Here is a 17,911-nt window from a genome sequence, read left to right on the forward strand (position 1 = left end):
TCTCGGCTGCGCTCGAGCAGGGGAGACCCCATCTGGCTCAATCCTCCGCCTTGCAGCTGCACGCACCCAGCCCCGCTCCTTCTCCCACCCCCCATCAGCCGGTCGGTCTTAGCCAGGTCGATTCCCTTGTCGAGGCCTGTCGTGCGTTGCGCCCGAACTCGGTCAAGGGTCCGCAGGATACTCCTGGAACACCCGCGATGTGGCGGTGATCACCCCCGAGAACGCACGGATCGTCTTCACTGCGGCAAAGGCCTTTGATCCGGCCGGTCAGGAAGCGCCGACACCGCGACCTGGCAGTAGAGCGCGGGTTGGGACGCTGACCGCACAGGCGTGCCGCACGCACCGTCTCACGCATTTTCGTCCGCCAAGGGGCCCCGCACCTGTTCCGATTGGACCCAATCACCGGACAACTCATCCGCGCATCATGGCCGGAGGCCGGAGGTCGGAGGCGCCCGTCCCTCAGGTGCCCGGGGCCGAACGCCTGCCGGACAGGTCTACGACCTGTTTCACGGACAGGAGTTGGCCGTCGGTTACATTCACAAGCCGGGCAGCCGCTACGGTGCTGTTGTGGTGATCAACACGGAAGACACGGCATCCGGGACCGCGCTGTTGATCGCGGCAGCCCCGGCCGGCAAGGGCTGTCTCATCGACGCAACCAGCGTCCTGCCCACGCTCGCTGCGGTCCCGCCCAGCATCCTGACCGGCACGACGGCGGCCACCGTCGTTGAACTCACCGACCCGACCGACCCGCAGACCGTCCTCACACGCATCCGCGCCGCAGCCACCGCACCCGGCCCACTGTCCCTCTACATAACCGGACAACTCCACCTCGACCACAAGCAGCGTCTGATCCACCTCGCACTCGCCCGGACCACTTCGGCCACCCTGCGCTACACCGGATTGCCCTGGCACTGGCTGGCCAACGAGCTCAAACTGCGCCGACCGGGCACCACCACTGTCGTCACCGACTTGGTCGCCGCCCCGGACGCCTGGCAGCGGCTCCGTACCGAGGGTCTCGTTCTCGGCTATGGAATCCGCGTATACGGCCGGATCACCCCGCCGCCGCTACGCCGCCAAATCACAGAACCGGCCTATCTGAAGGCCCTCGCCACCATCTGGCGCAGCGGCGCCAACCCGCCGCTCGCCCAGCTCCACGAACAGGCCGCCGCCCAGGCCGGCCCCGACGAAGCGCTGTTCCTGGCCATCGGCCACACAGCCGTCCCCTCCCCCGCGGCATCGGCTCTCCAGGTACCGAACCGGCCGAACCAGGAGCCTGCGCCTGTGCCGACGGCGCCTGCTCCGATTTCGGGAAGCACCGAGGTGGCCGAAGAGGACCCGCTGCCTGCAATTTTTGCCGCCGCCCACGCCGGGCGGCACGGCGAGGCCGCGTCGCTCGCAGCCATGTGGGAGGGGTGGGCTCTGCGTACCTACGGCGCGGGCTCCGTGCAGGCCATCCACTGGCTGGAGGTCCGGGCCGACCTCGCCCGCCAGGCCGGTGATCCGGCGCGCAGCTGTGAGTTGTGGATGGCTGCCGCCAACGCCCGCCTCACCCGGCAACAGGCCCCGGACGACCCCGCCGTAGAAGGCGCCGTAGACCGCGCCCACCACCAGTGGCAGGAACTTCGCGACCTGCAACGGGCCCGGGAACTCGGCCCGCCCCTGGTCTCATTGCGCCGCCACGTACCTGGACGGCGCTCCGGGGCGGTCGAAGCCGTTCAGCGCCGACTGGAACTGCTGCACTCCATGCCTCCGGTGCAACGTGCGACAGCATCCTGACCAGGGACAGGTCATCCCTCACGCGCCCGCTGCGAACCCCATTTGCGTTGTTGGGCTTTCAGGACAGGGGACCGTCTTGGCTGGGCTGCTGCCAGCGTCGATGGACCAGCCTTCGGCGTCGTTCGAGCTCGTCGCATCGCCAGCACAGCCACCCTTCCGGCACGTTCGTCAGGGTGGCGTTTGAGCAGTCCGGAACCGCGCAGGTGGTGCGTGTGCCCGGGCCGTCGTGGACGACGACTCCGCCCTCAGGCTTCGGGCGTTCGTATCCTTCGGGTTTCTCCGTGAGGATGAAGTCACCGTGGCGTAGAGGGTCGAAGAGGATCAATTCGTTCTTGACGTGGTCTGGCTGCGGCGACTCGTAGTGGTCGTGGCAGCGCTGCACCCACCAGCGCCTGAGAACGCTGAAGTCCATGATGGTCCAGACCCACATCCGACCGCCGGTGAGCGTGAGGATCGACTGCCCCTGTCGGCCGGCAGCGTACGGAACATCAACAACGTCCCACTGGCCTTCGTCGAGGTCGAAGATGCCGTTCTCGCAGCGTTGCTGGGTCTTGTGGTCGGTTGCAAGGCACTGGATTTGGTCGATCTCGCATGGCGCGATGCGTAAGGAGCCGTAATAACTGAGGACGTGCCGGGTGCTCTCTGCTTCCTCAGGATCCGGTTCGCTGACTTCCTCTTCACTGGGTGACTCGACATAGGGAATGAACTCACCCCTGTCGATCAGTGCGCGCATGCGCACGGCCAGGACACGCACGACTTCTTGGAGTTCGGTCGGCAGGTCGGGGTGGTCGACGGCGGGGCATACAGCCGGGTGCGGGATACGGCAGTACCCGCTGTCGGGATCGGTGCCGGGGTAGGCGACTCCCTTGTTCACGTGCCAGCGCATCACGGTGGGAATGCGCCGACTCGGCAACTCTGGAGTCAGAGGAATTGATAGGGCGTCATACCGGTCGAACCACTCAATGGGAGTACCGCAGTACTTGCACGTGCTCGCAGCTTTCCGGCGGAGCACCTTGGTCTGGTTGGAGCGGTGCAGGTGCATCGACACGGCAGATCCCCATTCGGTCCCTGGGCTGGTGACTGCCCGACACGGCTCGAAAGCCGAGAGCTTATGCCAACGCATCGCCCGCTGCGCGACGCTGCTGGACGAAGTGCGAGGTCGTAGTAGCGCGAGGCCTGGCCTTATGACTCGTCACCGGTCACCCGCGGGGGCGGTGACTCCGGCGTCCAGCGCGACGCGCGACAACACCGGGCGTACCGCGACCGCCTCGGTTTCGGCATCGCTGCGCACGCGGATGGCCGGATCGACCATCGGCCGAGCGCACCGGAGGGTAGCCCTACCTGGAGCTGGGCGGGTAGCAGGATCGCCCCGAGCAACCGCATCCGGACATGCTGGGCCAGGCATATGCCACTGGTTTCCCAACGTTTCCACAGGAGTTGGCTCGTGCGTGAGCAGGAATGGCAGAGGTCCAGTTCTTCCAGGCGGCGGGGCGGTCGGCGCAGAGCCGTGTCGGCCGTGGCCGCGGTGGCCGTCGGCGTCATGACGATGGGCGCCCTGGCGCCGCCCGCGGCGTTTGCCGCTGCCAGGCCGGACACCGTCCAGCAGGGCCTGAACGCGCTGGTGCGCTCCGATGGCGTGCCCGCCGCGCTGGCGAGCGTCAAGGACCGTGAAGGCCACACCCATACCTACACCGCAGGGGTCGGCGACCTGGCCACCGGAGCGAAGGTGCCCAGGGACGGTCAGGTGCGGATCGGCAGCAACACCAAGACGTTCACCGCGGTGGTCGTGCTGCAACTGGTCGGTGAAGGAAAGATCGGCCTCGACGCCCCGGTCGACACCTACCTGCCGGGCCTCGTCCGCGGGGAGGGGATCGACGGACGCCACATCACCGTCCGTCAACTCCTGCAGCACACCAGCGGACTTCCCAACTACGTCAAGTACCTCGGCGACGACGTCAGGTACTACGACCCCCGCGAGCTCCTCGACCTCGCTCTCCAGCACAAGGCCGACTTCGCCCCCGGGACGAAATGGGAGTACAGCAACACGAACTACGTGCTGGCCGGCCTGATCATCCAGAAGGTCACCGGCCGCCCCCTCGCCGAGGAGATGGACCAGCGCATCATCAAGCGCATCGGGCTGCGCCACACCTACTTCCCGGCCCCCGGTGACGTGACCATCCGAGAACCCCATCCCAAGGGCTACTACCAGGAATCAGCAGGCGCGCCTCTGCGCGACGGAACGGAATTCGACCCCTCCTGGGGCTGGGCGGCAGGTCAGATGATCTCCACCAACTCCGACCTCAACCGGTTCTTCACCGCGCTCCTGGCCGGCCGCCTCCTCCCGGCGGACCAGCTCGACCAGATGCGTACCACCGTCCCCGCTGGATACCCCTTTGGCTCCGGCGCCCGCTACGGACTTGGGCTCGTGAGCATGCCGCTGTCGTGCGGCGGTGTCTACTGGGGCCACGGCGGTAGCACCACCGGATACGAGACCCGGGGCGGCGTCACCGACGACGGCCGCGCCGCCCACGTCGCGGTGACCATCCAGCCGACCGACAACGCGACCATGAAGCGTGTCGAGAGTGTCGTGGACACGGCCCTGTGCCGCTGACCGCACCTGTCAGTGACCTGTCGGCGCGTCAGGAGCCAAGCCAGGTACGGGCAAGGTGAACGGCGACCGTCTGCGCGCCGGTGTACGCAGGGGCGTTCCGGGCCATGACCCACGCTTCGGGCGCCCCTCCCTCCGCCCTGGTTTCTGCGGTAACAGCCGTGCCACGCTGGCAATCACCAAGAGTGCCCGATCAGTTACATCCGGGAATGAAGGGGCTCCGCCATGAACCGCATCACCGCACTCGCCGTCTCCTCGATCGCCTTGGCCCTGGGACTCGGCACCGGACCCGTCGCAGCCACAGCAGCCGAGAACGCCGCAACCGAGAACGCCGCCGTCGAAATTGCCGCCGTCCAGAACGCCGCCACCGAGGGCGCCAGGGCTTCCTACAGCTGCAGTCCCGGCTACTTCTGTATCTACAGCGACTGGAACGGAGGTGGCACCCGCTGCCAGTGGTCGGACAAGAAGCGCGCGAACACCGCCGACGACTGCTCGTTCATCCAGCGGGGCCAGAACGTCCGCTCCGTCTGGAACGCGACCGGGCATCGCGTTCAGTACTACACCCAGACCAACTACAACGCCCGGGTCGGATCCACCCCTGCCGGAAGCGGCGGCAACCTCCAGGGCAGCTACCAGATCCGCTCCTTCAAGCCGCAGTAGCCCCAGCAGCCCCAGTAAAGAGAAGAAAAAGTGATGAGCAGCCCTTCCCGACCGGCCGCCGGGAAGGGCTCCAGGGCTCCTGCGCGTCTGCGGTCGAACGCTCCGCGCGGGCGTGCTGAGCATCACCCTGGACAGCTCCGATGACCGCCGGGTAACTTTTGACCAGAACTGAGCAAGCGCTTAGCCGGTTCGGCCGAAACCCCCGAAGCTGACCAAGGAGGCACCCCGTGCGCCGTACGGTATTCAACGAGGACCACGAGGCGTTCCGGGAGACCATCCGCGCCTTCATCGAGGCCGAGGTCGTCCCCGTCTACGACGAGTGGTTCGCGGCCGGTCAGGTGCCCCGCGACTTCTACTACAAGCTTGCCGAGCTGGGCATATTCGGCATCGAGGTGCCGGAGGAGTTCGGCGGCGCCGGCATGGAGTCCTTCAAGTTCGAGGCGATCATCTCCGAGGAGTGCGCCCGCGCGGCCGTCAACTTCGGCGGCTCCGGTGTGCACGTCCTGCTCTGCCTGCCGTACATCAAGGCGTACGCCACCGAGGAGCAGAAGAAGCGCTGGCTGCCGGACTTCGTCAGCGGCAAGACGATGTACGCCATCGCCATGACCGAGCCGGGCACCGGTTCCGACCTGGCCGGTATGAAGACCACCGCCAAGCTCTCCGAGGACGGCACGCACTACATCCTCAACGGTGCCAAGACGTTCATCACCGGCGGCGTCCACGCCGACCGTGTGATCGTCTGTGCCCGTACGGACGCGCCCAAGGCGGATGACCGCCGGCACGGCATCTCCCTCTTCGTCGTCGACACCAAGGCCGAGGGCTACTCGGTCGGCCGCAAGCTCGACAAGCTGGGCCTGCGCACCTCCGACACCGCCGAGCTGGCGTTCGTCGACGTCAAGGTGCCGGTCGAGGATCTCCTCGGCGAGGAGAACAAGGGCTTCTCCTACCTCGGCCAGAACCTGCCGCAGGAGCGACTCGGCATCGCCGTCGGCGCGTACGCGCAGGCCAAGGCCGCCGTCCGGTTCGCCCAGAATTACGTCTCCGAGCGCACCGTCTTCGGCAAGACCGTCGCGTCCTTCCAGAACACCAAGTTCGAGCTGGCCGCCTGTCAGGCCGAGGTGGACGCCGCCGAGGCCGTCTGCGACCGCGCCATCGAGGCCCACGACGCCGGCGAGCTGACCGCCGCCGAGGCCGCCTCCGCGAAGCTGTTCTGCACCGAGGTCGCGCACCGCGTCATCGACCGTTGCCTCCAGCTGCACGGCGGCTACGGCTACATGAACGAGTACCCGATCGCCCGCCTGTACGCGGACAACCGGGTCAACCGCATCTACGGCGGTACCAGCGAGGTCATGAAGTCGATCATCGCCAAGGCCATGGGCCTGTAGGACCTGAGGCAAATGGGGGGTTGGGAGAAGGAGCGGGGCCCTGCGCCGCCCCCCATTTGCCGGTCGGCCACGAACCGCCCATTCGGACATGCTCCTCGCCAGGATCAGCCCCGGCGCGTCCGGCCTCAGATCAGCCCCGCCGCGTCCAGCAGATAGTCCGTCAGCGGGTCATAGAAACGCGGATCCAGGACATGGTCGTCCAGCGGTACGGCCACCTGGAGCGTCCCCTCCGCCTCGCCGAGGAACAGCGCCGGGTCGTTGCAGTCCGCGTACCCCACCGCGTCCAGCCCGCGCTGCGCCGCGCACCCCGCCCACCCGTGGTCGGCGACCACCAGGTCCGGCAGCGGCCGGCCCTCCCGCTCCAGACCGTCCAGGATCGCGGCCATCGGGGCGGGCGAGTGCGTGTGCCAGAGCGTCGCGCCGCGCTCCTGCACCGCGACGTCCGCGAACTGGAACACCATGCCCTCGTCGGCCACCAGCCCCGAAGGAATCCGTACGATCTCGCATCCGGCAGCCCGCAGCGCCTGCGCGGTCTGCCGGTGCACATCGAGGAGGCCGCCCGGGTGCCCGGTCGCGAACAGCACCCGCTCCGCCCCCGCCGCCGCCTTCCGCAGCCGCGCCGCCATCCGCTCCAGGGCGTCGACCGTCAGCTCCGGGTCGATGGTGTCCTGCCCGAACCGGTGCTCCGGGTCGTCGCTGACCCCGCAGCGCTCGGCCATCACGGCCAGCACGTCCTGCTCGTCGCGCCACCGGTCCCCGAGCTCCAGGCCGAGCCAGTAGTGGCGGTCGCCGTTGGCGAGCTTGCGGTAGTGGGAGAGGTTGTTGTCGCGGGGTGTGGCGACGTCTCCGGCGACGCGCGTGCGGACGAGGTGTTCGACGAGGGCGGCACGGCTGGGTATCGGCATGAACCCATTGTGCCGTCAGGTGTGCGCAGTGTGCCGGGTGTCTTGCACGACAGGTGTCCCCCAAGACAGGTGTCCTGCACGGCAGACGGGGCGGACGTTCACGGAAGCCGGGTCGAGTGCGTGATCTTCTTGAGGTGGTAGTACTGGGCGACGCACTGCCCCGGCCACAGCCGCTGGCCGTTGCGCCCGAACGGTTCGCCCATCCCGCTCACCGACACCGGTGTGTACGGGAGCACCTGGGCGCCGCGCGCCGCCTGGTCCTTCAGCCATCGGTCCTGCCGGTCCCAGCGCTGGGCACGCACATCCATCCTCTGCTCCAAGTGATACAGCGGAACGGCCACGCCGACGCAGGCCAGCACACATCCGGCGGCCGCTGCCGCCGTCGCCGCGCGGCTCCCGCGCCGACGGGCACGCAACGCCCGTCCCAGCAGGGCGCCGACGCTGACCAGGAGCATCACGTACAGCAGAAGGAAGTCGCCCCAGAGGCGTGGCGCGATCGCCACGCTCGCCCCGAAGGCCGGGTAGGCGACGACGGTGCACAGGTAGCCGGAGACCAAGAAGACGACGAATCCGACGAGGACCGGGATGAGGGGCCTGCGCCGCAGGGGCCCGCCCGGTCCCTGCTCACCACCTCGCACCAGCAGTCCCAGCAGTACGCCGACGGCGACCGCTCCCAGATACTGCCAGGTTGTGAAGACCGCCCACAGGATCTCTCCGAATGCCCGCAGTGCCGCGGCCAGCGCATCCGGGCCGAACACGGAGGAGGTGTCGGCGCCGAACCGCCCACGCCGGACGCGTGCGCCGGGCGACACGTACAGGATGACCACCCCGACCGCGACCCCGGCGAAGGCGACCACACACCAGATGCGCGCATGGGTCCGGCCGGGACCGGGAAGGGCCCAGCAGCTGAGCAGCAGAACGGCGGCGAGCACGACGGACGCGACGACCGCCGTCTCCTCCGACAGTGTGCCGATGAAGACCCCGCCCACGCATGCGATGCCCAGCGCGAAAGCGCGTCCCCACCCGGTCCGTGCACGCAGCAGGGGGATCACGGCGGCGCAGGCCAGTACCGGTGCGACGGTGTGCGAGACGGAGGAAGCGGGCCAGTAGAACACCTTGTACGTGTTGGTCGTCGCGAGAAAGAACATCGCCGCCATCATCGCCGCCACCAGCAGCGCGACACCGCGCGGCCCGGTCAAGGCGGCCCTCTTGAGCGCCGAGGCGGTCAGCGCCCAGAGGATGCCCAGCATGAGCACCCCGCTGACCAGGGCGAACCACTGGTGACCTGCGACGCCGAAGGACCCGTACGCGATGACCAACAGTGCGTTGGCGACACGTCCGTTGTCGTGGAAGAAGAACTTCGCGATCATTCCGGAGGCGCCCTCGTCGCGTACGACCGGCAGGAAGCACCAGTCGTCCGCTCCGGGGCGGACCAGGCGGCCGATCCAGAAGGCCGCGCCGAGCACGGCGAGCGGCAGCAGGGTGAGGGCCGCCGTCCAGATCGTCGCCCGCGGCCGTAAGGTTTCCGGGCGGTCGTCCGGGCGGGGGTATTCTCCGCCCTCCTGCTGTGCGTCGGCGGTCTTCGACGTGTCCGCGATCATGTGCGCTGGTGCCCTTCGTACGTTTCACGCGTCTTGCGCGCCGAGTGGTTCAGGCGGTTCGGAATCAAGGTGTGGGATGTCCGGCACGGCTCCCGGTCAGGCGGCACGCTGCCCGGCCAGGGCGGCGCCGGAGTCGATGGCCCAGCGGGCGAGCAGGAACGAGACTGGCGTGGCAACGATTCCCGCGGCCACGGCGGCGATGTTCTTGTCCATGCCCAGCCTGCTGACGCCGAGGTAGAGCAGGGCGCCGGTGAGGACGAGATTGACGATGCTCGACAGGGGATACCGGACGAAGGCGTGCCAGGTCGGCTTCGTGCGGCAGGTGATGTACGAGTTGAGAAGAAACGATCCCACGATGCTGACCGCATATCCGACGACATGTGCGGCCAGATAGGGAATCCAGGTGTTCAGCGAGGCGTATACCGCCAGATACACCGCCGTATTGATGATTCCGAGCATCGCGAAAATGACGAACTGACGTACGGTGCGGAACCTGGCGGCCCCGAGCGCGGTCGCCCCCGCGTGCCCCGCCATTGCTCTCTCAGCCCAGGGTGCGGGCGAAGCGGCATGGACTTCTTCCGGCACCTCGGCCGGAATATCGAACGGGAGAACGCTCGGGGATTCGTTCGTTTCGCGCACCACGTAGTGCGGACGACGTTTCGACTCGCTGTAGATGCGTCCCACGTATTCGCCGATGATGCCCAGCGTGGCGAGCTGGATTCCGCCGAGTGCCACGACGGCGGTCAGCAAGGTGGTGTAGCCGGGTACGGCGACACCGTGCAGAACAACCGCGGCGATGATCCACAGGGCGTATCCCAGTGCCGCCAGTGCGAGCGCGAGGCCGGCGTGGATGGCCAGGCGCAGTGGACGGCTGTTGAAGGAGATCAGTCCGTCGATCCCGTAGTTGAGCAGATTCCTGCTGCCCCACTTCGAGCTTCCGGCCGCGCGCTGGATGTTCTGGTAGGTGAAGCTGATGGTGTCGAAGCCGACCCAGGAGAAGATTCCCTTGGAGAACCGGTTGGTCTCGGGCAGCGCGAGCACGGCATCCACGGCGCTACGCGACAGCAGCCTGAAGTCGCCCTCACCGTCAACGACCTCGACGTCCATGCACCGGCCCATGGCCCGGTAGTAGGCGGCGCTGAGGAAGGTGCGCAGGACGCCTTCACCCGTCCGGTCCCGCCTCGCGACGACCTGGTCGTACCCGCGCTGGCGCAACTCCAGCATGCGGGGAAGGAGTTCGGGCGGATGCTGGAGGTCGGCGTCCATGAGGACGACGGCTTCGCCGCGGGACATGCGCAGCCCCGCGAGCATGGCGGCCTCCTTGCCGAAATTGCGGCTGAAGGAGGTGTAGCGGACCCGCCGGTCCGCGGTGGCGAGCGATCCGATCCGGGCCCTGGTCCGGTCGCTGCTGCCGTCGTCGACATAACAGATCTCGAAGGTCCGCCGAGTCGGCTCGAGGGCGTAGATTAACGCACGGTGAAATGACTCGATCACCTCGTCCTCATTGAAACAGGGGACAACGATCGAAACCTGACATGTTTTCATTTTATTTCCCCATCAGGCCAGGGTGAATTCAAAGTCTGGGTAATCTTGTAGGCGTGCGGGTAGCGGCGGTGTGACGATATCTGGTGGGGGCACGACGTACGCAACGAAGCTTCGCCGTGCAGGCGCAGGCTACCTTCGCAATTCGCCTTCGCAATTCGCCTTCGCCCGGCGAATATTCGATGTGCTGCCACCCTGCCACCGTTTATCTGGCCAGGTCACCCACCTGTCAGCATCGCGTGATAGGCCCGCCGGCCGATCGGTTGCGGACGCTGGCCGATCCGCGGTTCCGGCGCGGGAGGCGTCACCCGTTCGTGGCCGTCGCACGGGGCCCGCACCACCACGACCTTCGCCGTGCGGATCGCGCAAGGCAGGGGGACGGTGTCTCCTGGGGTTCGGTCAGTGAGCGTGTCACCCCTTGTTCCCCGTACGGCGCAGAAAGGTTCACGGGGACGCAGAGGCCGACACGATGCGCTTACGACCTCGGGGGAAATAGTGAGCGGCGTCGCTCCCTATTTCCCCCGAGGTCGTTACCCACGCCCATGAACGCGCCCTATGCGCGGGCCGCCGCCTCGAACGCCCCGCGCGCCAGCCGGTGCAGCAGCGCCGCCGTGTCCGCGCGGTCCGGCTGCGCGCCGGGGCGGCCCAGGTGCGGGGTCGAGTTCAGGAGCCCGAAGACGGCGTGAACAGCCGCGCGGGCCTCATGCTCGGGCAGGTCCGGATACAGCTCGCGGACCACCTCGACCCACACCTCGACGTACTGCCGCTGAAGCTGTCGGACCCGCTTGCGGTCTGCGTCCTGGAGGCGGTCCAGCTCGCGATCGTGGAGGGTGATCAGGGGGCGGTCATCGAGGGCGAAGTCGATATGGCCCTCGATGAGCGCATCGAGCAGGGCCTGCGGGGTGCCGTCCTTGCAGGCCGCGTCCTCCGACACGCGCAGCCGCCCGCCCGCCAGCAGGCGCTCACTGATACCGACCAGCAGTTCGGCGAGCATCGCGTCCTTGCCGGCGAAGTGACGGTAGAGACCGGGACCGCTGATCCCGACGGCGGCACCTATCTCATCGACACCGACGCCATGGAAGCCGCGCTCGGCGAAGAGGCGGGCAGCCTCCCTGAGGATCTGCTCGCGGCGGGTGGGGGCCGCGACGCGTGCGGTGGCATGGGTGCTCATGAGGATTCATTCTAGACAGGCGGGTTAGCAGTCGTTAACCTGAAGGCAGACGTTAACGCTCATTAACGGCCTCTCCCACTGCCAATCGTGGGTGAGGCCGTAACCACTGCGGTACGGGCAAGGGGGCTCGACACGATGCAGCAGGCACCAGTGCTGGCGAGCGCGGCCGATCCCGCCTCCGAGGCCTGGCAGGCCAACGAGGCGGCGCATCACGCGCTCGCCGATGAGTTGCGCAAGCGGCTCGCCACGGCCAGGCTCGGCGGGGGTGACAAGGCCCGTGCCCGGCATGTGGCACGCGGCAAGCTGCTGCCCAGGGACCGGGTGGACACCCTGCTCGATCCGGGCTCCCCCTTTCTGGAGCTGGCCCCGCTGGCGGCCGAGGGGCTGTACGGGGGCGCCGCCCCGGCGGCCGGGGTGATCGCCGGGATCGGCCGGGTCAGCGGCCGGGAGTGCGTGATCGTCGCCAATGACGCCACCGTCAAGGGCGGCACGTACTACCCGATGACCGTGAAAAAGCACCTCCGCGCCCAAGAAGTGGCACTGGAGAACCGGCTGCCTTGCCTGTATCTCGTCGACTCGGGCGGCGCGTTCCTGCCGATGCAGGACGAGGTCTTCCCGGACCGGGAGCACTTCGGGCGGATCTTCTACAACCAGGCCCGGATGTCGGGGGCCGGGATTCCGCAGATCGCGGCGGTGCTGGGCTCCTGCACCGCGGGCGGGGCGTACGTACCCGCGATGAGCGACGAGGCCGTGATCGTCCGCAATCAGGGCACGATCTTCCTGGGCGGTCCGCCGCTGGTGAAGGCTGCGACCGGCGAGGTCGTGACGGCCGAGGAGCTGGGCGGCGGCGAGGTGCACTCCCGTACATCGGGGGTGACCGACCATCTCGCCGAGGACGACGCGCACGCGCTGCGGATCGTGCGGAACATCGTCGCCACGCTGCCGGAGCGCGGGGCGCTTCCGTGGTCGGTGCGGCCGGTCGAGGAGCCGAAGGTCGATCCCGCGGGGCTGTACGGGGCCGTCCCGGTCGATTCCCGGACGCCGTACGACGTACGGGAGGTGATCGCCCGGTTGGTGGACGCCTCCCGGTTCGCCGAGTTCAAGGCTGAGTACGGGACGACGCTGATCACCGGCTTCGCCCGAATCCACGGCCACCCGGTCGGCATCGTCGCCAACAACGGCATCCTGTTCTCCGAGTCCGCCCAGAAGGGCGCCCACTTCATCGAGCTGTGCGACCAGCGCGGTATCCCGCTGGTCTTTCTGCAGAACATCTCCGGGTTCATGGTGGGGCGGGACTACGAGGCCGGCGGCATCGCCAAGCACGGCGCCAAGATGGTCACGGCCGTCGCCTGCACGCGTGTGCCGAAGCTGACCGTCGTGGTCGGCGGGTCGTACGGTGCCGGTAACTACTCGATGTGCGGGCGGGCCTATTCGCCGCGCTTCCTGTGGATGTGGCCCAACGCGAAGATCTCCGTCATGGGCGGCGAGCAGGCCGCGTCCGTCCTCGCGACGGTCAAGCGCGACCAACTGGGCGACGACTGGAGCGCGGCGGACGAAGAGGCCTTCAAGGCCCCGATCCGCGAGCAGTACGAGACCCAGGGCAACGCCTACTACGCCACAGCCCGGCTCTGGGACGACGGTGTGATCGACCCGATGGAGACCCGGCAGGTGCTGGGGCTCGCCCTGACCGCGTGCGCAAACGCTCCACTTCCCCAAAGGGACCCCGCAGCGCCCGGCTTCGGCGTCTTCCGGATGTGAGGAACAGATGACGATGTTCGACACCGTTCTTGTCGCCAACCGCGGCGAGATCGCCGTACGTGTCATCCGTACGCTGCGGGAGCTCGGCGTCCGCTCGGTCGCCGTCTTCAGCGACGCGGACGCGGACGCCCGGCACGTACGGGAGGCCGACACGGCGGTACGGATCGGGCCCGCGCCCGCCTCGATGAGCTATCTGAGCGTGCCCGCGCTGCTGGACGCGGCCCGCCGCACCGGCGCGCAGGCCGTCCACCCCGGGTACGGCTTCCTCGCCGAGAACGCGGGCTTCGCGCGGGCGTGCGCGGAGGCGGGGCTGGTCTTCATCGGTCCGCCCGCCTCGGCCATCTCGCTGATGGGCGACAAGATCCGGGCCAAGGAGACGGTCGCGGCGGCCGGAGTTCCGGTGGTGCCGGGCTCGTCCGGGAGCGGACTCACCGATGCCCAGCTGGACACCGCGGCCCGCGAGATCGGCACACCCGTACTGCTGAAGCCGTCGGCGGGCGGCGGCGGCAAGGGCATGCGACTGGTGCGCGACGAGGCGCTGCTCGCGGACGAGATCGCGGCCGCCCGGCGCGAGGCACGGGCCTCGTTCGGCGACGACACGCTGCTCGTGGAGCGGTGGATCGACCGGCCCCGGCACATCGAGATCCAGGTACTGGCGGACACCCACGGCAACGTGGTCCACCTCGGTGAGCGCGAGTGCTCACTCCAGCGCCGCCACCAGAAGATCATCGAGGAGGCGCCGTCCGTCCTGCTCGACGAGGAGACCCGGGCGGCGATGGGCGAGGCGGCCGTCCAGGCGGCCCGCAGCTGCGGATATGTGGGCGCGGGCACGGTGGAGTTCATCGTCCCGGGCAACGACCCCGCCTCGTACTACTTCATGGAGATGAACACCCGCCTCCAGGTCGAGCACCCGGTCACCGAGCTGATCACCGGCCTGGACCTGGTGGAGTGGCAGCTCAAGGTCGCGGCGGGCGAGCAACTCCCGTACGAGCAGCAGGACATAAAGCTCACCGGCCATGCGATCGAGGCCCGGATCTGTGCGGAGGACCCGTTCCGCGGCTTCCTGCCGTCCGGTGGCAAGGTGCTCGCGCTGCACGAGCCGCAGGGCAACGGCGTACGGACGGACTCCGGGCTCGGCGCGGGCGGCGAGGTCGGCATCCTGTACGACCCGATGCTGTCGAAGGTCATCGCGTACGGCCCCGACCGTGCCGCCGCCCTGCGCCGGCTTCGTGCGGCGCTCGCGCAGACGGTGATCCTCGGCGTCCCGACGAACGCCGGCTTCCTGCGCCGGCTGCTCGCCCACCCGGCGGTCGTGGCCGGCGATCTGGACACCGGTCTGGTGGAGCGTGAGGTGGCCGGGCTGGTACCGGAGGGGGTGCCGGAGGAGGTGTACGCGGCGGCGGCGCTGCTGCGGCAGCCCTCCCCGGTGAGCACCTCTCCCGTGGACGGCTCCGACTGGGTGGACCCGTTCTCCGTGGCGAGCGGCTGGCGGCTGGGCGGCACCCCGGCCCGTACCGTGCGCGACTTCCGGCTGCCGGGTCACGACCCGGTGCAGGTCTCGCTGCGTTCCTGCCCGGCGGGCACCGAGCTGACGTTCGGTCATGTCGGGGAGGGTGCAGAGCCACCGGAGCCCGCGACGGGCGCCTGCGGCCCGCTGGCCCCGATGCCCGGCGGCAAGGAGACGGCCAGGCTGACCGAGGTGTCCCGGCACCACCTCACGCTCGAACTCGCCGGTGTCACCCATACGTTCACCCATGCCGCCTCCCCCGACGGCACCTGGCTGGGCCGCGACGGCGACACCTGGCACGTACAGGATCACGACCCCGTGGAGGCATCGCTGGCCGGTGGCGCCCGTTCCGGGGCGGACACGCTCGCCGCGCCCATGCCCGGGACCGTCACCGTCGTGAAGGTGGCGGTCGGGGACGAGGTCGCGGCCGGCCAGAGCCTGCTCGTCGTCGAGGCGATGAAAATGGAACACGTGATCTCCGCCCCGCACGCAGGGACCGTGACCGAACTGGATGTCACCGCCGGTGCCACGGTCGCCATGGACCAGATCCTGGCCGTGGTGGCACCCGCCGAAGCTCCCGGGGAGTACGCATGACACCCCGCACCCTGCCCATGACCGTGCCCGCCCAGGATCTGCCTCCACGGGTACGCATCCATGAGGTCGGCGCCCGCGACGGGCTGCAGAACGAGAAGGCCGTCGTACCGACCGAGGTGAAGGCGGAGTTCATCCACCGCCTGGCCGGAGCGGGCCTGACCAGTATCGAGGCGACCAGCTTCGTGCACCCGAAGTGGGTGCCCCAACTGGCCGACGCGGAGGACCTGTTCCCCCGCCTCGCCGACATCGAGGGCGTCGACCTCCCCGTACTCGTACCGAACGAACGCGGCCTGGACCGGGCCCTGGCGCTCGGCGCCCGCCGTATCGCCGTGTTCGGCTCGGCGACCGAGACGTTCGCCGAACGCAATCTCAACCGCACCATCGACGAGTCGCTCGCCATGTTCGAGCCGGTCGTCGCCCGGGCCAAGGCCGACAAGGTGCATGTCCGCGGCTATCTGTCGATGTGCTTCGGCGACCCGTGGGAAGGGCCCGTCCCCATCCACCAGGTCGTCCGGGTCGCCAAGGCTTTGATGGACCTCGGCTGCGACGAGCTCTCCCTCGGCGACACCATCGGCGTCGCCACGCCCGGCCATGTGCAGGACCTGCTCTCCGAGCTGAACGAGGAGGGTGTGCACACCGACACCATCGGTGTGCACTTCCACGACACATACGGACAGGCCCTCTCCAACACCCTCGCCGCGCTCCAGCACGGTGTGACCACCGTGGACGCCTCCGCGGGCGGCCTCGGCGGCTGCCCGTACGCGAAGAGCGCGACCGGAAATCTCGCCACCGAAGACCTCGTGTGGATGCTCGACGGCCTCGGCATCGAAACCGGGGTCGACCTCGACTCGCTCACCGCAACCAGCGTGTGGCTCGCCGAACAGCTGGGCCGTCCCAGCCCGTCCCGTACCGTCCGCGCGCTCTCGGTGCGATAGAACCAGTCCCGCAAGGAAGTGACACCTGCCATGTCCCTGGACCACCGGCTGACCGCCGAGCACGAAGAACTGCGCCGCACCGTCGAGGAGTTCGCGCACGATGTGATCGCGCCGAAGATCGGCGACTTCTACGAGCGCCATGAGTTCCCGTACGAAATCGTGCGGGAGATGGGACGGATGGGCCTGTTCGGCCTGCCGTTCCCGGAGGAGTACGGCGGCATGGGCGGCGACTATCTCGCCCTCGGGATCGCCCTGGAGGAGCTGGCCCGGGTCGATTCGTCCGTGGCGATCACGCTGGAGGCCGGGGTCTCGCTCGGCGCGATGCCGGTCTACCACTTCGGTACGGAGGAGCAGAAGCGGCAGTGGCTGCCGACGCTCTGCTCGGGCGAGGCGCTCGGCGCGTTCGGCCTGACCGAGCCGGACGCCGGCTCGGACGCGGGCGGCACCCGGACGACGGCGGTGCGCGACGAGGCCACGGGCGAGTGGGTGATCAACGGCTCCAAGTGCTTCATCACCAACTCCGGTACGGACATAACGAAACTGGTCACGGTCACGGCGGTGACCGGCCACAAGGAGAACGGCGCCCCGCTCATCTCCTCGATCATCGTGCCGTCCGGCACCCCCGGTTTCACGGTCGCCGCCCCGTACTCCAAGGTCGGCTGGAACGCCTCGGACACCCGCGAACTGTCCTTCACCGACGTCCGCGTCCCCCTGTCGAACCTGCTGGGCGAGGAGGGCCGCGGCTACGCCCAGTTCCTGCGCATCCTGGACGAGGGCCGGATCGCCATCGCCGCCCTGTCCACGGGCCTGGCGCAGGGCTGTGTGGACGAATCGGTGAAGTACGCCAAGGAGCGCGAGGCCTTCGGCAGGCCGATCGGCGCCAACCAGGCCATCCAGTTCAAGATCGCGGACATGGAGATGCGCGCGCACATGGCCCGCATCGGCTGGCGCGACGCGGCGTCGCGGCTGGTGGCGGGCGAGCCGTTCAAGAAGGAGGCGGCGATCGCGAAGCTGTACTCGTCGACGGTCGCGGTGGACAACGCCCGCGAGGCGACCCAGATCCACGGCGGCTACGGCTTCATGAACGAGTACCCGGTGGCCAGGATGTGGCGCGACTCCAAGATTCTGGAGATCGGCGAGGGCACGAGCGAGGTCCAGCGGATGCTGATCGCCCGGGAGCTGGGGCTGCCGGCCTGACGCTTCGGTGGCGTGCGGGGCCCGGCCCGCGAGGGGCGGGCCCCGAACGGGGGGCGGTGCGCGGCGCGGGTCGATCTGCCGCTCACATGCGAACTCGGGCGTCATGGCGGCGGCCACCTTCAGGTGCGGAGCGGCTTGGTCCTCATTCCCCAGGCGCAGGCGCAGGGTGCGACCGAGCTTGACTTCCTCCCCCTCGTGAGCGAGGGGGATTCCTACGGCTCGCGCCGTGGGGTTTTCTGCTTCGTCGCCGACTGCCCGCCCGGAGAACTCCG

The 17,911-nt window shown here is 68.8% G+C and carries 13 protein-coding genes and 1 pseudogene; 9 read left to right on the plus strand and 5 right to left on the minus strand.

The genetic code is table 11. The features are described 5' to 3' along the window. Positions 1 to 107: 107 nt before the first annotated feature. Positions 108 to 277, plus strand: a pseudogene (locus ABT115_RS29925) (VOC family protein); the annotation flags it as partial. A gap of 290 nt (positions 278 to 567) precedes the next feature. Then, entirely contained in the window at positions 568 to 1,776 is a 1,209-nt protein-coding gene (locus tag ABT115_RS29930; protein WP_351796356.1) for a hypothetical protein, read from the plus strand. A gap of 58 nt (positions 1,777 to 1,834) precedes the next feature. Here the strand turns inward: ABT115_RS29930 and ABT115_RS29935 are convergent, their stop codons facing one another. Beyond that, positions 1,835 to 2,818 carry a DUF6083 domain-containing protein gene (locus tag ABT115_RS29935; RefSeq protein ID WP_351796389.1) on the minus strand — a complete coding sequence of 328 codons (984 nt, stop codon included), beginning with the start codon at positions 2,816 to 2,818 and terminating at the stop codon, positions 1,835 to 1,837. A gap of 465 nt (positions 2,819 to 3,283) precedes the next feature. On the opposite strand from ABT115_RS29935, the gene ABT115_RS29940 reads away from it, so the two are divergent. The 3 genes from ABT115_RS29940 (at position 3,284) to ABT115_RS29950 (ending at position 6,429) form a co-directional block, all read left to right on the plus strand. Further along, positions 3,284 to 4,387, plus strand: a complete 1,104-nt coding sequence (locus tag ABT115_RS29940; RefSeq protein WP_502969193.1) for a serine hydrolase domain-containing protein — start codon at positions 3,284 to 3,286, stop codon at positions 4,385 to 4,387. Positions 4,388 to 4,609: 222 nt separating this feature from the next. Then, positions 4,610 to 5,044, plus strand: a complete 435-nt coding sequence (locus ABT115_RS29945; RefSeq protein ID WP_351796359.1) for a peptidase inhibitor family I36 protein — start codon at positions 4,610 to 4,612, stop codon at positions 5,042 to 5,044. 227 nt (positions 5,045 to 5,271) lie between these two features. Next, positions 5,272 to 6,429: an acyl-CoA dehydrogenase family protein gene (locus tag ABT115_RS29950; RefSeq protein ID WP_351796362.1), complete on the plus strand. Its 1,158-nt coding sequence runs from the start codon at positions 5,272 to 5,274 to the stop codon at positions 6,427 to 6,429. Positions 6,430 to 6,554: 125 nt separating this feature from the next. Here ABT115_RS29950 and ABT115_RS29955 read toward each other — a convergent pair whose 3' ends face one another. The 4 genes from ABT115_RS29955 to ABT115_RS29970 form a co-directional block, all read right to left on the minus strand. After that, positions 6,555 to 7,334, minus strand: coding sequence for a phosphatase (locus ABT115_RS29955; protein ID WP_351796365.1), 780 nt, complete (start codon positions 7,332 to 7,334; stop codon positions 6,555 to 6,557). 98 nt (positions 7,335 to 7,432) lie between these two features. Beyond that, on the minus strand, positions 7,433 to 8,935 hold the full coding sequence (locus ABT115_RS29960; protein WP_351796368.1) for a DUF6056 family protein: 1,503 nt from the start codon (positions 8,933 to 8,935) through the stop codon (positions 7,433 to 7,435). A 96-nt stretch (positions 8,936 to 9,031) separates the two neighbouring features. Continuing rightward, entirely contained in the window at positions 9,032 to 10,480 is a 1,449-nt protein-coding gene (locus ABT115_RS29965; RefSeq protein WP_351796371.1) for a glycosyltransferase, read from the minus strand. Between the two features lie 550 nt (positions 10,481 to 11,030). After that, positions 11,031 to 11,648, minus strand: a complete 618-nt coding sequence (locus tag ABT115_RS29970) for an SACE_7040 family transcriptional regulator (RefSeq protein ID WP_351796374.1) — start codon at positions 11,646 to 11,648, stop codon at positions 11,031 to 11,033. 135 nt (positions 11,649 to 11,783) lie between these two features. Here ABT115_RS29970 and ABT115_RS29975 point away from each other — a divergent pair, with 135 nt between their 5' ends. From ABT115_RS29975 to ABT115_RS29990, 4 genes are read left to right on the plus strand one after another with little or no spacing between them, the layout of a single operon-like run. After that, complete coding sequence (locus tag ABT115_RS29975) at positions 11,784 to 13,406, plus strand: carboxyl transferase domain-containing protein (RefSeq protein ID WP_351796377.1); 1,623 nt, start codon at positions 11,784 to 11,786, stop codon at positions 13,404 to 13,406. A 7-nt stretch (positions 13,407 to 13,413) separates the two neighbouring features. Continuing rightward, positions 13,414 to 15,507 carry an acetyl-CoA carboxylase biotin carboxylase subunit gene (locus tag ABT115_RS29980; protein WP_351796380.1) on the plus strand — a complete coding sequence of 698 codons (2,094 nt, stop codon included), beginning with the start codon at positions 13,414 to 13,416 and terminating at the stop codon, positions 15,505 to 15,507. Beyond that, positions 15,504 to 16,442, plus strand: a complete 939-nt coding sequence (locus tag ABT115_RS29985) for a hydroxymethylglutaryl-CoA lyase (RefSeq protein ID WP_351796383.1) — start codon at positions 15,504 to 15,506, stop codon at positions 16,440 to 16,442. Before ABT115_RS29980 ends, ABT115_RS29985 begins: the two co-directional genes overlap by 4 nt. A gap of 30 nt (positions 16,443 to 16,472) precedes the next feature. Beyond that, complete coding sequence (locus ABT115_RS29990) at positions 16,473 to 17,639, plus strand: acyl-CoA dehydrogenase family protein (protein ID WP_351796386.1); 1,167 nt, start codon at positions 16,473 to 16,475, stop codon at positions 17,637 to 17,639. Positions 17,640 to 17,911 lie beyond the last annotated feature (272 nt).

Source organism: Streptomyces sp. NPDC001832, assembly GCF_040297265.1.
GTDB lineage: Bacteria > Actinomycetota > Actinomycetes > Streptomycetales > Streptomycetaceae > Streptomyces.